Below are 13,835 nucleotides of genomic sequence, written 5' to 3' on the forward strand. Positions count from 1 at the left end.
TATTTGCACCCATGAAGCCTACGATCGCCGCAGGGCCACCACGGCAACCGCCACCGCCGCCACCAGCCCACCGGCGACGAGCAGGGTCGTGCCGTCGGGATGGACCAGCGCCTGGCCGCGCTGCGCCTGCCAGAGCAGCAGCCCGGTGAGACCGGCGTACCCGAGCGCCGCCACGATCACCTGCGGAACGCGGCGGACCCAGAGCGCGACCAGCGGCAGCACCTGCAGCGCGTGCAGCCCGACGAAGTGCGCCACCCGCAGGTCGCCCGCGCCGGTCGACCAGCCCGTCAGCGGCATCCCGGCCCCTCCGTCGGCCGCGCCGACCGTGTGCGCGCCGATCGTGGCCAGTTCGAGGCCACCGGCCAGCGCGTGCGCCTGCTCGACGGTCGGCGCGGTCATCAGGTAGCCGACCGACATCCCCGCCAGCGAGATGGCCACCCCCAGCGGGATCGCCCAGGCCATCGCCCGGTCCACGCGCCGCTGCACGGTCAGGAAGATCCCCAGCGCGAGCGTCAGCGCCCAGCCCACGTAGGCGGCCCCGCCCATCAGCATGAACACGGACTCGTCCAGCGCGGTGCCGACGTTGAAATGGCTGCGTACGCCCCGCACCGCCTGGAAGGTGATGGCCGAGATCTCCGGCAGGACGAACCCGATCACCGCGACCGTGCCCAGCCACCACAACGTCCGCCGCCACCGCCGCACCTGGCCGATCATCCAGGAGAGCGTGATCGCGTACAGGCCGAAGGAGGCCGCGAACTTGAGCGGCTTGAGCCACACTCCTTCGCCCAGCACGGTCCGTTCGTCGGCCACCAGGCCGATCCCGCTCACCACCACGAGCACCGCCATGGCCAGCGCACATCCGGTGAGCGGGCCGTGCCATGTCCTCTGTCGCGGGGCAACCATGATGTCTCCTTCAGATCGACTGGAGACAACCTTGCTGGCCTGGCCTTTCGCGAACCAGTGAGGTGATCATCGGCTCGGCGTGATCTCATCACGAATCGGACGGATCCTGATCCGTACCCGGCTTACCCCGTGAGATCGCTCTTGTAGAAGACGGTCGCCCGGAACTGGACCGGGCTGCCGCTGACCTTGCTGGAGAAGCCGAACGCGAGCCGCGGGCCGTCCGGCGAGCGCCAGATCGCCATCCCCTGAGGTTCGCGACCGGGCAGCGACTCGCCCGCCCTCGTCCGGTACACCTGCTCGACCGCGCCGCCGGCCTTGTTCATGTCGAGCCGGACCAGGTAGGACGGCTTGGCCGGGTCCGTGGGCTGCGCGGGCGGGCCGCCGTAGGAGAGGTAGGCGTACTGGCCGTAGGAGGTCACGCCCTGGAAGTGGTCGGATTCGGCGAGGCCGAGCTGGGCGTTGGTCGGCAGGGCGCGCTTGGCGAGGATGGGAGTGGTGTCGCTGATGCCGTTGTCGATGACGGCGGACAGGTCGAACAGCGCGAGGCGCCACGGGCTCGTCGTCCCCATGTACCGGACGAGCAGCCGGTTGGTGTAGGGGTCGATCGACGGCCTCGGACAGTCACGGAAGTCGGACAGGCCGATCGGGAACCTCCAGACCCCCGCGTCCTTGGCGTAGTCGAGCACGCCCCCGTCGCTGTACCTGATGCGGCAGATCGTGTGGCTGTTCGGGGCCGTGCCGGGGGACAGACTCCGCCAGTCGCCCGCGAGCCACACGTACGGCGATCCGGACGTGTTCGGCTGGATCGCCATCGACGACCCGTGGTCGAACCCGTGCAGCGCCATCGCCCCCAGCACCTTGCCCGTCAGGTCGGTCCTGGTCACCCAGAGGTCGCCGGTCGTGCTGCCGACCTTGGTCTGCACGAAGTAGATGTGCCCGTGGACGTGGTCGAAGGCGAAGGACTGCATGGCCCAGTAGGGCTGGTGCAGGGTGGCCCGCACCACGGGATCGCCGCCGGCCCCCTCGAACACGAAACGCTGCGACGGCGGGACGGACGCGGCCGCCGGCCCGGCCGCGAACAGGCCGGCGGCGCCGGCCGCCATCCCCGTACCGGTTCGAAGGAGCATACGACGACTCATGGCGGACGCTCCGCCGATGGGGGTACTCTCACGCACGCGCATCACCCTGCCGATCGTTCGACTCATGAAGTCGATCACGATAGCCGATGGGTTCCGGCGTGCCTCACGCCCACTCGGTGACGCGGAACACCGAGAGCATGTCATTGCGCCGGGGGTCGGCCACGTCCGTGTACGGGTAGAAGGACGCCTCGACGCCGACCCAGCCGCGCCACCTGCCCTGGTCGTCGATGATCTGCAGCAGCGGGTAGACGTGGGAGTTGCCCTTGTAGCACTGGCTGCCCTTCGCCAGGCAGGTGCACCAGTGCCAGTGGGTGTCCCGGCGGTCCTTGTTGGTGATCTGCTGGACGAAGGTCTGCAGGCTGCGATCCTTGTCGTACGGCGCCGCACACGCGCAGTTGTCCGTCGCCTGGGTCTTGAACGCCATGCACCAGGTGGTCGTCGTGCACTGGATGTAGCGGCTCATGTCCCAGGCCCTGTCGACGTAGTCGACGGAGCCTTTGACGGCCCGGTGGTACGTCATGGTCAGCGGCGCCTGGTGCGCGCGTACCGTCTGCATCGGCCGCCGGACCGCGAGCCCGGCGTTGCTCCCGTACCCGTAGCCGTGCGTGAACTTGGGCGAGTACTTGAACGTCAGCCGCGTGTACGTGGTGTCGGGCGCGGTGTCGACCCACCATTCCTCGCTGCGCCACGTGCTCTGGTCCCACGCGATGTTGACGTACTGGCGCCCGCCGGTGGAGTACAGGGAGAAGGACCCGGTTCTGACCTCCGGCGCGGGCGACAGGAACCCGCCTGCCGTCTTGATCTCGCACGCCCGCACGGTGGTGCTCGTGCCGGAGCATCGGCCGCCCGGAACGGTTCCGGTCCCGACGCGGGCGACGGGTTTGCTCTGGCTCCACGCCCAGGTGTCGCTGCGCACCTTGCCGGTGCCCGAGAACGTGTACGTGCCCAGGCGTACCCAGTTCCCGCCGGACTGCTCCTGCAACGACCCGAAGGAGACGACGTGGTTCGCCTTGCCACCTGGCAGGGCGGCGGCGGTCACCGGGCTCGCCGACCCGACCAGCCCTGCCACCATGAGCAGCACACATGCGGCGGAACGCAGGCGCATCCGCACTCCTTTCACGACGGGCAGCCCACCCCTTGCAGACGCGCGGGAGTGGCCTGAGGAGGAGCCGAACGTATAGCAGCGCGGTATGGAGGCGGTATACGCCCACCGGGCGGCCCGGCTAGACCCAGGGGCGGGGGAAGGTGTCGCCGTCGAGCCGGTCGCCCGTGGCGAGTTCGAGGGGGTCGGTCACGACGTGTCCGGTTCCGCTGTAGCGGGTGGCCTCGTCCATGTAGATGACGACGTGCGCGAACCGGGCCTGGCCGGTGCGGTTGGGCAGGGCCATGTGGCCGGTGTAGCCGCTGTGGAAGGTGCAGTCGCCGGCGCGGAGCGGCACGGTGACGCGGGGCATCCAGCGCAGCGACGGGTCCGTCTCGAACAGGTCCTCCTCGTGGTGGAGGTCCTGCGGGCGCAGGCCGGTGCGGTCCTGGGTGCCGGGCAGGAAGGTCATGCAACCCCGCTCCGGCGGGACGTCCACCAGCGCGATCCACGCCGACAGCGGCAGCCGGTCACCCGCGTGCGGCCAGTACGGACGGTCCTGGTGGAACTCCGTGGCGGCGTTGTTGTGCGGCTCCTTGACCAGCATCTGGTCGTGCCAGAGCCGCAGCGGGAACCCGGCGAGCTGTTCGGCGATGCGGCCGAGCCGCCGGTCGAACGTGAGCTCCCGCAGCGTCCGGTCACGCTGCCAGACGTTGACGAGCTGGCTGAAGACGCCCTGCCGCTCCAGGCTCTCCGCGCGATGCGCCGCCAGGTACGCCGCCGCGCCGGCCAGGAAGCGCTCGACCCGGTCGGGTTCGAGGACGCCGCGGACTCGGACGAAACCGTGCTCGCGATAGGCCGCCACCAGTTCCTCCGGCACCCGGCCGGCCGCGCCGACGTCGCTGACGGGCTGTTCGTTCGTCATCACTGACCTCCGAGGTTGTCGCTCCTGCCAGGGTCGTCGTGGCGGACGGTTCAGGGCTAGGCCGATCCCGGCGGGTGGTCGTACGATCCCGACATGCCTGCCACGCTGCACGAGCACGCGCTGTTCGCCGGGAGCCCGGTCCTGGCAGGCGTCCACCGCCTGGACTCCGGCGTCGAGCCGCACGCGCACGACTTCCTCGAGATCGCCGTGATCGGCACGGGTGCCGGCCGGCACGTGACCAGCCAGGGCGAACGCCCGTTGCGGCGCGGGCAGGTCGTCGTGCTGCGTCCCGGCGCCTGGCACGGGTTCCGCGACTGCGCCGGCCTGACCGTCGCCAACTGCTGCCTGTCCGCCCAGGCGCTGCGGGCCGAGTTGGCGCCGCTGTACGACCTGCCGATGTTGCGCCGGATGTTGTGGACCGACCCGGTGGCCTCCGGCACGCACGGCGTGGCGGTCACGGCCGTCGATCCGGCCGCCGCCGAGGAGGCCGTCGCGGAGATCGGCCGGCTCGAACGGGACCTCGGGGCCGGTCGGAGCCGGCCGGGCCGGGTGCTGGGCCGGCTGGTCACCGTGCTCGGCGTCCTGGCCGACGGCCGTGACCCCGTGCGGGAGACGGTCGAGCCCGCCGTCCATCCCGCGGTCGCCGCCACCGTCGCCCGGTTCGAGGAGGCGCCCGCCCATCCGTGGCGGCTGGATGATCTCGCGCGGGCGGTCAGCCTGGATCCCGCCTACCTCGGCCGGCTGTTCGTCCGGTATGTCGGGCTGACGCCGCTCGGTTTCCTGGCCCGGCTGCGGGCCGAGCGCGCCGCGACGCTGCTGGCGCACTCGTCCCTGCCGGCCGCCCGGGTCGGCGCCGCCGTCGGCTGGGACGACCCGACGTACTTCGCCCGCCGGTTCCGGACGCTGGTCGGGCTGACCCCCACCGAGTACCGGCGGCGCAGCCGGTCAGCCGTCGGTGATCGTCCCCGCCGCCCGCCGGCCCCGGATCGTACGGGCGACGGGCCTCAGGACGACGCTTCGTAACGGGCCGCGATCGCAATGGCGCCCTCGCGCAGGGAGGTGCGCAACCACGGCGGGGCCAGGGCCTCCGCGCTCAGGCCGAGCTGCCACAGCGCCCATCGGGCGTGTCTCGGGTCCTGGAAGGTCACCTCCAGCCGCAGCCAGCCGTCCGGGCCGGCTTCCTCGGCGAGGACGGCCAGCGCGGTGCCCACCAGCTCCTCCCGCCGCGCCGGGTGCACGCGTACGAGCACGGTGACCTGGTCGCCGCCGGCCCGGAACCGGGCGCTGCGCTCCCGCCAGGCCCGGTCCAGGTCGACCCGGTCCGGCCGCTGCGCGGGTTCGGCGAGTTCCTCGGCGGCCAGGATCCGGGACAGCCGGTACGTACGGTCCGCGCCGGACCGCGTGGCCAGCAGGTAGCCCTGGTCGCGCACGGTCACCAGGCCGATCGGGTCCACCGTGCGCCACGTCGGGCTCTGGTCCACCGCCGCGTAGTGGATGCGCAGTCTGTGCCCGGTGAGCACCGCGCGCCGGACCTCGGCCACCACGGTGTCGGGTAGTTCCTCGCCGACCTGCCGGCGGGAGAGAAGGTCGGTCTCCGGGTCGATGAGCAGTCGCTCGGCCGCGCCGGCCGCGGTGTCCCGATAGCTCTCCGGCAGCGCGTCGACCACCTTGAGCATCGCCGAGGCGAGCGCCGAGCCGAGACCGAAGGACTGCGCGCCGCGCCGCGATCCGGCGATCAGCAGGGCGAGGGCCTCGTCGTGGTTCAGCCCGGTGAGCTCGGTACGGAACCCGGGCAGCAACGCGAAACCGCCGTAGCGGCCGCGTTCGGCGTAGACGGGGACGCCGGCCGCGGACAGCGCCTCGATGTCGCGCAGCACGGTGCGGGTGGACACCTCCAGCTCGCGGGCCAGCGCGACCGCGGACAGCCGGCCGTGCTGCCGCAGCAGCAACACCAGGGAGACCAGCCGGTCGGCACGCACCCGGAAAGGTTACCGGCCATACACGACACAGGATGTCGCGATTTGCCGGGAGGCTTGTCGACACGGCCAGCGAGATGACGGCTTCCGAGCCGATGGACGTACCTGATGTCGACGAATCGAATGGAGCTGATGTGGCGATGGAGCGAACGGCGGTCAACCCGTGGGCGTGGTCGGCGGCGCTGGGATACCACCAGGGTGAGGTCGTCTCCGGGCACACCCGGACCCTGTACTGCTCGGGGCAGACCGCGATGGACGGCGACGGCAAGCCTCGGCACGCCGGCGACATGGCGGCGCAACTGGCGCTGAGCCTCGACAACCTGGAGGCCGTGCTCGGCGAGGCCGGCATGTCCCTGGCGGACCTCGTCCGGCTCAACGTCTACACCACCGACGTCGACCGGCTCTTCGAGCACTACGGCGTGCTGGCGTCGAGGCTGGGCGCGGCCGGGGTGGCGCCGTCCACCACGATGCTCGGGGTGACGCGGCTGGCGATCCCCGACCTGATGGTCGAGCTTGAGGGGACCGCCGTGGCGTGACGTGACCTCGCCGCCCCCGGCAGGGCCGCCGGGGGCGGCGGCGCGCGGACAGAACGGATTCATCCCGGCTGATCACCTGGGCATAGAGTGAGCGCCATGGCGCTCCGACTGGTTCAGGTGAACTTCAAGGCCCGCGACGACTCGGCGCTCGGCCGGTTCTGGGCGGAGGCGCTCGGCTGGGGGCTTTCCAGCGAGGGTCCCGGCGTGACCAACATCGAACCCGTGGGCTTCTCCTGGCCGGACCCCACCGCCGTCTGCATCGACTTCGTCGCCGTCCCCGACCCCGCGACGGTGAGGTACCGCGTGCACCTCGACCTCGCCACCACCTCCGCGGCCCACCAGGCGGAGCTGGTCGCGCGCCTGACGGAGCTCGGCGCGACGCCCGCCGACGTGGGTCAGGGCGACGTCCCCTGGACGGTGCTGGCCGACCCGGAGGGCAACGTGTTCTGCGTGCTCGAACCCCGGGAGATCTACCGGGACACCGGGCCGATCGCCGCGCTCGTGGTCGACTGCGCGGACCCGCGGGCCATGGCCGCGTTCTGGGGCGAGGCGGTGGGCTGGACCGTGCACGAGGTGAGCGACGACCACGCCAGGCTGCGCGCCGCCGAGGGCGTCGGGCCGTATCTCGAGTTCCTCCGCACGACGCCCGGCGGGAAGACCATGTGGAAGCGCGTCCACATCGACGTGCTGCCGAACCCCGTCGACGATCAGGCGGCGGAGGCGGCCCGGCTGGAGAGCATCGGCGCCAAGCCCGCCGACGTCGGCCAGGGCGACGTGTCGTGGATCGTGCTGGCCGACCCGGAGGGCAACGAGTTCTGCGTCCTCGGCCGGGGCTGACTCCGGGGCCCACCGCGCCGTCCCGGGGTCAGGCTCCGGCCAGGACGTCGGTGACCTCCGCGAAGTGGCAGGCGACCGGGTGACCGACCCCGTCGCGCGGCACGAGGAACGGCGTCCGCGCCGCGCAGACGTCCCGGGCCTTCCAGCAGCGGCTGCGGAACCGGCAGCCCGAAGGAGGGTCGATCGGGCTCGGCACGTCCCCGCTCAGCGTGATCCGCGCGCGCCGGCCGGGCGCGCCGGGCTCCGGACGGGGGACGGCCGACAGCAGCGCCTGGGTGTACGGATGCGCGGGCCGGCGGAAGATCTCCGCCCGGGTGCCGCTCTCCACGATCGTCCCGAGGTACATCACGGCGATCTCGTGGGAGACGTGCCGGACCACCGACAGGTCGTGCGAGATGAACAGGTACGCCACGCCGAGATCGCGCTGCAGTTCGCCCAGCGTGTTGACGACCTGCGCCTGGATCGACACGTCCAGGGCGCTGACCGGCTCGTCCAGGACGAGCGCCTTCGGGCCGAGGGCCAGCGCCCTGGCGATGCCGATGCGCTGCCGCTGCCCGCCGGAGAACTCGTGCGCGTACCGGCCCGCGTGGGAGGGGGCCAGCCGGACCAGGTCGAGCAGCTCGGCCACCCGCGCCGGCCCGCCGTCGCCGTAGCGGCCCTGCACGCGCAGCGGCTCGGCGATGATGTCGTGCACGGTCATCCGCGGTGACAGCGACGCGTACGGGTCCTGGAACACCAGTTGCACGTCGCGGCGCAGGGCCCGCAACTCCGCGCCGCGGGCGTGGGTCACGTCCCGGCCGGCCACGACGATCGTCCCGGCGGTGGGTTCGAGCAGCCGGACCGCCATCCGGCCGGTCGTGGACTTGCCGCAGCCCGACTCGCCGACCAGGCCGAGCGTCCGGCCCGCGCGCAGCGTGAAGTCCACGCCGTCCACCGCGTGGACGCTGCCAGTGCGGCGGCGCAGCGGCCCGGACCGTACCGGATAGTGCTTGGCCAGCCCGGTGACGCGCAGGACCTCCGCGGGCTCAGTCATCGGTCCCCTCCTGGACGAGCTCGGGGTGGAAGTGGCAGGCGCTGGCCCGGCGCGGCCCGGACGCGGCGAGTCCGGGCCGCTCGGTCCGGCACCGTTCCCGCGCCAGCGCGCAGCGCGGGGCGAACGGGCAGCCCGCCACCGCCTCCCCCGGCGCGGGCGGCGTGCCGGGGATCGGTGTCAGCGCGCCGGCGTCGTCGTCCAGCCGGGGCAGGCTCGCCAGCAGCCCCCGGGTGTACGGGTGGCGTGGCGCGCCGAAGATCTCGGCGACGGGCCCGTGCTCGACCACCCGGCCCGCGTACATCACCACCACCCGGTCGGCCAGTTCGGCCACCACGCCCAGGTCATGGGTGATCAGCACGGTCGCCGCGCCGGTCTCCCGCCGAGTGAGCCGGATCAGGTCGAGCACCTGGGCCTGGACGGTGACGTCCAGCGCCGTGGTCGGCTCGTCGGCGATGAGCAGGTCGGGGTCGTTGGCGATGGCCATCGCGATCAGCGCGCGCTGCCGCATCCCGCCGGAGAACTCGTGCGGGTACTGCCGCAGCCGCCGCCTGGCGTCCGGCACCCCGACCAGGGTCAGGAGTTCGGCGGCGCGCTCGCGGGCGCCGGCCCGCGACAGGCCGGGCCGGTGCAGCCGCAGCGCCTCAGCCACCTGCGCGCCGATCGACAGGACCGGGTTGAACGACGTCATCGGGTCCTGGAAGATCATGGCGATCCGGCCGCCGCGCAGCCGCCGCAGCTCGCGCGGGGAGGCCGTGCGCAGGTCGGCGCCGTCGAACACGATCCGGCCCGAGGTGATCCGGCCGGGCGGCCTGATCAGGCCGAGCGCCGCCATCGCGGTGACGCTCTTGCCCGATCCCGACTCGCCGACGACGCCGAGCGTCTCGCCCGGCGCGACGGTGTACCCGGCTCCGTCCACGGCCCGGACGAGGCCGCCGTCGGTGGCGAACTCGACGACGAGGTCCGCGATCTCCAGCAGCGGGTCCCGGCTGTCGGGCGCTGTCATCGGCCGCCCGCCTGCCGTGCCGGGTTGACGGCGTCACGCAGCCCGTCCCCGGCGAAGTTGACGGCGAGCACCGTCACCACGATCGCGACGCCGGGCGGGAGCCACAACCACGGCATCGTCTGGACCAGCGTCAGGTTCTGGGCGTCGTTCAGCATGTTCCCCCAGCTCGCCTGCGGCGGGCGCACCCCCAGTCCGAGGAAGGACGCGGTGGTCTCCAGCATGATCGCCTGGGCGACGGCCAGCGTCCCGGTCACGGTGACCGGCGGCAGCGCGGCGGGGACGACGTGCCGGCGGATCAGCCACCAGGAGCCGGCCCCGGCCGCCCGCGCGGCCTGGACGTACTCGCGCTCACGCAGCGACAGTGTCACGCCGCGCACCACCCGGGCGGCGACCGGCCACTGCGTCAGGCCGATCGCGGCGATCAGCACGGTGGTGCTGGGGCCGACGATCCCGGCGAGCACCAGGATCACCACCACGGTCGGGAACGACATCACGACGTCGGCGGCCCGCATGATCACGTGGTCGGGCCAGCCGCCGAACAGCCCCGAGACGGCCCCGAGCAGGGTGCCGGCCGTGACGGTGGCGAGCGCGGCGCTCAGCCCGACCAGCAGCGAGACCCGCCCCGCGTGCAGGGTGCGGGCGAAGACGTCCCGGCCGGAGGCGTCGGTGCCGAACCAGTGCGCCGCGGACGGTTCCCGGCGGGCCGCGCCGAGATCGACGGCGTTCGGCGGGTGGGCCGCGATCAGCGGCGCCAGCAGCGTCACCAGCAGCACCGCGGCGAGCAGCACCGCCCCGGCGACGGCGAGCCGGTTGCGGCCGAACCGGCGCAGCGCGCGCACGCCCGGCGAGAGAGACCGGGCCCGCTCCCCGTCCGCCGGCCCCGCGGTGACGGTCACCGCAGGCTCACCCTCGGGTCGGCGACGGCGTACAGGACGTCCGCGACCAGGTTGCACCCGAGCACCAGCACCGCCACGTACAGCGCGAACCCGACGATCACCGGGTGGTCGTGCTGGCCGATCGAGCTGACCGCGAGCTGTCCCATGCCGGGCCAGGCGAAGACCTGCTCGATCACCACCGCGCCGGCCAGCAGTTGCGGGATCTGGCACAGCACCACCGTGATCAGCGGGATCAGCGAGTTGCGCAGCGCGTGGCGCAGCACCACCCGGGCGGGGGACGCGCCCTTGGCCTCGGCGGTCCGCACGTAGTCGGCGCCGAGTTCGTCCACCAGGCCGCCGCGCACGTACCGGGTGAACGGGCCGGCCGTGACGAACGCCAGGATCAGCCCCGGCAGCACCAGGTGGCGGAGCCGGTCGAGGGCCCCGCCGTCGCCCGGCGTCAGCATGCCCGCGGACGGCAGCAGGCCGAGTCTCAGGGAGAACACGTAGATGGCGATGACGCCCAGGAAGAACGGCGGCACCGACACCGCGGCCAGCCCGAGCACGGTCGCGCCGTAGTCGAGCGCGGTGTTGCGCCGCACCGCGGCGGCCACGCCGAGGACCACGGCCACCACCAGGGCGACCGCCAGCGCGGCCCCCATGAGCTGCAGCGTCGGCCCGACCCGCTCGCCGAGCACCTCCGCGACGGGTTGGTGCCCGACGTAGGAGTATCCGAGGTCGCCGCGCAATGCGCCCGCCAGCCAGTGGCCGTACTGCACGGCGACCGGCCGGTCCAGGCCCAGCTCACCGCGTTTGGCCTCGATGAACTCCGCTCCCCCGCCGCGCATCTGCTCGGGGTCGACCATCATGCGCACCGGGTCGCCGGGGGCGAGCCGCACCAGCACGAAGATCCCGATGCTGATCATCAGGAACACCGGCGCGTTCACCAGCACGCGCCGGATGACGTAGGCCGCCATGCCGCACTCCTCCCGCCCCCGCTCCCGGTGGTCCGGCTCAGCTCTCGCCGAGTTTCCACGTCGCGAGATCCCAGAACCCGATCTCGTTCGTCGGCATGCCGGACGGCTCGAAGCCCGTCAGCCCGCTCCGGTGGGCCCAGATCGTGTCCGGGTTGTACAGCCACAGGTGCGGCACCTCGGCGTGCTCCACCCGGGCCGCCTGCCGGAACAGCTCCCGGCGCGCGTCCGGGTCGCCGACCGTCTCGGCCCTGGCCAGCAGCTCGTCCAGGTCCTCGCTGCAGAAGTGGCCGACGTTGCCGCCCGCCGGGTAGCCCTGGTCGCAGGCGTCGATGGCGGCCACCGTGGACGGTTCGGTCGCGTAGTTGCCGCCGCCGAACAGCGCCAGGTCGAAGGTCCGCTCCGCGTAGGAGGCCAGCAGCTCGGCCACCTGCACCTGCTTGAGCTCGACGGCCACGCCGACGGCCTGGAGCTGGCTCTGGATCACGGTCGCGGCGGTGTCGCGGTCGCGCTGGCCGGGCACCCACGCCAGCGTGACCCGCGCGGCGGGGTCCCAGCCCGCTGCGGCGAGCAGGCCCTTGGCCTCGACCGGGTCGTAGGCGTAGCCCGCGTCCGCCGGGGCCAGGTCGCCGGAGAAGCTGGAGTCCACGACGGTTCCGGCCCCGCCGAGCACCTGGTCCACCAGGCCCCGGCGGTCGATCGCCATCAGCAGCGCCCGCCGGACCCGCACGTCCTTGAACCGTTCCTGGCTCTGGTTGACCGCGATCCGGGTGAACCCGGGGCTCCTGGCCGTGACGACCTTGACGTCCGTCAACCGGCGGACGGCCGGCAGGTCGGTCGCCGAGATCTGGGCCAGGTCCATCTCACCGGTGCCGAGCTGCGCGGTGGCCACGTCGGAGGTGACCGGTTTGAGGAACACCTTCCTGATCGAGACGGGCCGCCGGTGGTGGGGGTTGGCGGCCAGCTCGACGTACTGGTCGGTCTCGTACCGGACGAAGGTGAACGCGCCCGAGCCGACGGTCGGCGCGGTGAAGAACGCGTGGTCGCCGAGCCCCTTCGCCGGCTGCCCGCCGAGCACGTGCCGGGGCAGGATCGGGAGGGCGCCGATGAGCCCCGGCAGCCCCGCGGCGGGGCGGGACGTGGTGATCCGCACGGTTCTGCCGTCCGGCGCGGTGACGCCGTCCAGTGTGGCGGCCCTGCCGTCCGTCAGCTCCTTCGCGCCGGTGACGGCGGTGAACCTGCCGGTCTGCGCGCTGCCGGTCGCCGGGTCGGCCAGCGCGTTGTAGGTGAACACCACGTCCTGGGCGGTGAGGGGCTGCCCGTCGCTCCACTTCAGGCCGGGACGCAGGGTGAAGATGATGGTCCTGGCGTCCGCGGACACCCGTGGCGGCGCGGCGGCCAGGCGCGGGCGCAGCGTGTGCGCGGCGTCGGCGCCGTACAGGGAGTCGAAGATGAACGACATGACCAGTTGGTCGGGCCCGTTGCCCGGCGCGAGCGGGCTGAAGGTCTTCGGCTTCTGGTACAGGTACATGTCGAGCACGCCCGCGTCCGCGCCGCCCGCCACCCGCGTGGCGCCGGAGCCGCAGGCGGCGAGCGCGGCGGCGGCGAGGATGCCGCTCACGGCGACCACGAGACGCCGCCGGCGGCACGGAATTGATTCCATGTCGAGAATTCTCGCGCGCCGGGTCATTCAAATGTCAAGAAAACCCCGGCGTTCTTTGTTCTCGCCCGATCAGGAGCGGCACGATGTCAGGATCAGCATTGTTATGGAATGAATTTCCATGAACTTTTCCGGCGAAATTGGGAATGCACGGGAACGCGAAATGGCCGAACCCGCCTGTCCCCTGAATCTGGCACGCCGAAATTCCCGGCGCGTGACGATTTAACGCCATTTTTCACCACGTGCCAGCCGAGACTGGTCTAGGCTGCCGGACCATGACCGGCACCACGAGTGATCGTCCCCGTCCTGCCGCCCGACGCCTCGCCATGGGACTGGCCGGCACGCTCCTGATCGCGACGGTCGCGGGCTGCGCCGCCGAGGACGATCCGATCAGGGCGCGGGCCGGCGACTGCCTCGAAGCGCGCGGAAAGGGCGGCAAGACCAGCGAGTTCCACATCGTCGGGTGCGCCGCCCCGCAGGCCGCGTACAAGATGATCAAGAAGGCGGACCGCTGCGACGACATCACCAACGGATACGCGCTGGTCGGAACCCGCCGGCACCTCACCCGCCTGTGCCTGACGCTGAACGCGAAGGAGGGCGACTGCTTCTACCAGGAGGTCGGCTTCCCCACCGGCAAGGCGTCCAAGGTGACCTGCGACCCGTCGGCCACCTACCGGATCACCAAGGTGTCGGACGGCACCACCGACGCCTCGGTCTGCGGCGCGGACGTGCCCAACTGGACCAAGACCCCTGACGTGCTCCCCCGCGCCATCGTCTACCGCCACCCCGCGCGCACCCTCTGCGCCGACCGGCCCTGACGCCGGACCCGGGGCCCGCGCGCGCCCCTTCCGCGCGGGCCCCGGACCGAACGGCATTCTGCCGGATTGCCGCGC

At 72.6% G+C, this 13,835-nt stretch carries 14 protein-coding genes; 4 read left to right on the plus strand and 10 right to left on the minus strand.

Annotation, left to right across the window (positions count from 1 at the left end; all coding sequences use genetic code 11):
- Window positions 1–18 precede the first annotated feature (18 nt).
- The 4 genes from FAF44_RS21280 to FAF44_RS21295 all read right to left on the minus strand — a co-directional run bounded on the left by FAF44_RS21280 (window position 19) and on the right by FAF44_RS21295 (window position 4,048).
- On the minus strand, window positions 19–903 hold the full coding sequence (locus FAF44_RS21280) for a hypothetical protein (RefSeq protein ID WP_237104972.1): 885 nt from the start codon (window positions 901–903) through the stop codon (window positions 19–21).
- Between the two features lie 122 nt (window positions 904–1,025).
- The gene (locus FAF44_RS21285) at window positions 1,026–2,030 is read right to left on the minus strand and encodes a hypothetical protein (protein WP_237104973.1); all 1,005 of its coding nucleotides are present in this window, start codon (window positions 2,028–2,030) and stop codon (window positions 1,026–1,028) included.
- Between the two features lie 115 nt (window positions 2,031–2,145).
- On the minus strand, window positions 2,146–3,147 hold the full coding sequence (locus FAF44_RS21290) for a hypothetical protein (RefSeq protein ID WP_237104974.1): 1,002 nt from the start codon (window positions 3,145–3,147) through the stop codon (window positions 2,146–2,148).
- Between the two features lie 118 nt (window positions 3,148–3,265).
- Window positions 3,266–4,048 (minus strand): phytanoyl-CoA dioxygenase family protein, encoded by a 783-nt coding sequence (locus FAF44_RS21295; RefSeq protein WP_237104975.1) that lies wholly within the window; start codon window positions 4,046–4,048, stop codon window positions 3,266–3,268.
- 93 nt (window positions 4,049–4,141) lie between these two features.
- Between FAF44_RS21295 and FAF44_RS21300 the strand changes: the two genes are divergently transcribed.
- A complete protein-coding gene (locus FAF44_RS21300; RefSeq protein WP_237104976.1) occupies window positions 4,142–5,071 on the plus strand; it encodes an AraC family transcriptional regulator in 930 nt (309 codons plus the stop codon).
- Here the strand turns inward: FAF44_RS21300 and FAF44_RS21305 are convergent.
- Window positions 5,053–6,027, minus strand: a complete 975-nt coding sequence (locus FAF44_RS21305) for a YafY family protein (RefSeq protein ID WP_237104977.1) — start codon at window positions 6,025–6,027, stop codon at window positions 5,053–5,055. The genes FAF44_RS21300 and FAF44_RS21305 overlap by 19 nt on opposite strands.
- Window positions 6,028–6,164: 137 nt before the next feature.
- Between FAF44_RS21305 and FAF44_RS21310 the strand changes: the two genes are divergently transcribed.
- Together FAF44_RS21310 and FAF44_RS21315 are read left to right on the plus strand one after the other, a co-directional pair.
- The gene (locus tag FAF44_RS21310; protein WP_237105005.1) at window positions 6,165–6,560 is read left to right on the plus strand and encodes a RidA family protein; all 396 of its coding nucleotides are present in this window, start codon (window positions 6,165–6,167) and stop codon (window positions 6,558–6,560) included.
- Between the two features lie 96 nt (window positions 6,561–6,656).
- The gene (locus FAF44_RS21315; RefSeq protein ID WP_237104978.1) at window positions 6,657–7,397 is read left to right on the plus strand and encodes a VOC family protein; all 741 of its coding nucleotides are present in this window, start codon (window positions 6,657–6,659) and stop codon (window positions 7,395–7,397) included.
- Between the two features lie 28 nt (window positions 7,398–7,425).
- Here the strand turns inward: FAF44_RS21315 and FAF44_RS21320 are convergent, their stop codons facing one another.
- Genes FAF44_RS21320 through FAF44_RS21340 form a run of 5 tightly spaced genes read right to left on the minus strand, consistent with a single transcriptional unit; the run spans window position 7,426 to window position 12,945 of the window.
- Window positions 7,426–8,430 carry an ABC transporter ATP-binding protein gene (locus FAF44_RS21320; RefSeq protein ID WP_237104979.1) on the minus strand — a complete coding sequence of 335 codons (1,005 nt, stop codon included), beginning with the start codon at window positions 8,428–8,430 and terminating at the stop codon, window positions 7,426–7,428.
- Entirely contained in the window at window positions 8,423–9,433 is a 1,011-nt protein-coding gene (locus FAF44_RS21325; RefSeq protein ID WP_237104980.1) for an ABC transporter ATP-binding protein, read from the minus strand. Before FAF44_RS21325 ends, FAF44_RS21320 begins: the two co-directional genes overlap by 8 nt.
- Window positions 9,430–10,329 carry an ABC transporter permease gene (locus FAF44_RS55860; RefSeq protein WP_237104981.1) on the minus strand — a complete coding sequence of 300 codons (900 nt, stop codon included), beginning with the start codon at window positions 10,327–10,329 and terminating at the stop codon, window positions 9,430–9,432. The genes FAF44_RS21325 and FAF44_RS55860 overlap by 4 nt, the downstream gene beginning before the upstream one ends.
- Entirely contained in the window at window positions 10,326–11,285 is a 960-nt protein-coding gene (locus FAF44_RS21335) for an ABC transporter permease (protein WP_237104982.1), read from the minus strand. The genes FAF44_RS55860 and FAF44_RS21335 overlap by 4 nt, the downstream gene beginning before the upstream one ends.
- 37 nt (window positions 11,286–11,322) lie before the next feature.
- Window positions 11,323–12,945, minus strand: coding sequence for an ABC transporter substrate-binding protein (locus FAF44_RS21340; protein ID WP_237104983.1), 1,623 nt, complete (start codon window positions 12,943–12,945; stop codon window positions 11,323–11,325).
- 272 nt (window positions 12,946–13,217) lie between these two features.
- Here FAF44_RS21340 and FAF44_RS21345 point away from each other — a divergent pair, with 272 nt between their 5' ends.
- Entirely contained in the window at window positions 13,218–13,760 is a 543-nt protein-coding gene (locus tag FAF44_RS21345) for a hypothetical protein (RefSeq protein WP_237104984.1), read from the plus strand.
- Window positions 13,761–13,835: the final 75 nt, after the last annotated feature.

It is taken from the genome of Nonomuraea sp. MG754425 (genome assembly GCF_021699195.1).
Classification (GTDB): Bacteria; Actinomycetota; Actinomycetes; order Streptosporangiales; family Streptosporangiaceae; genus Nonomuraea.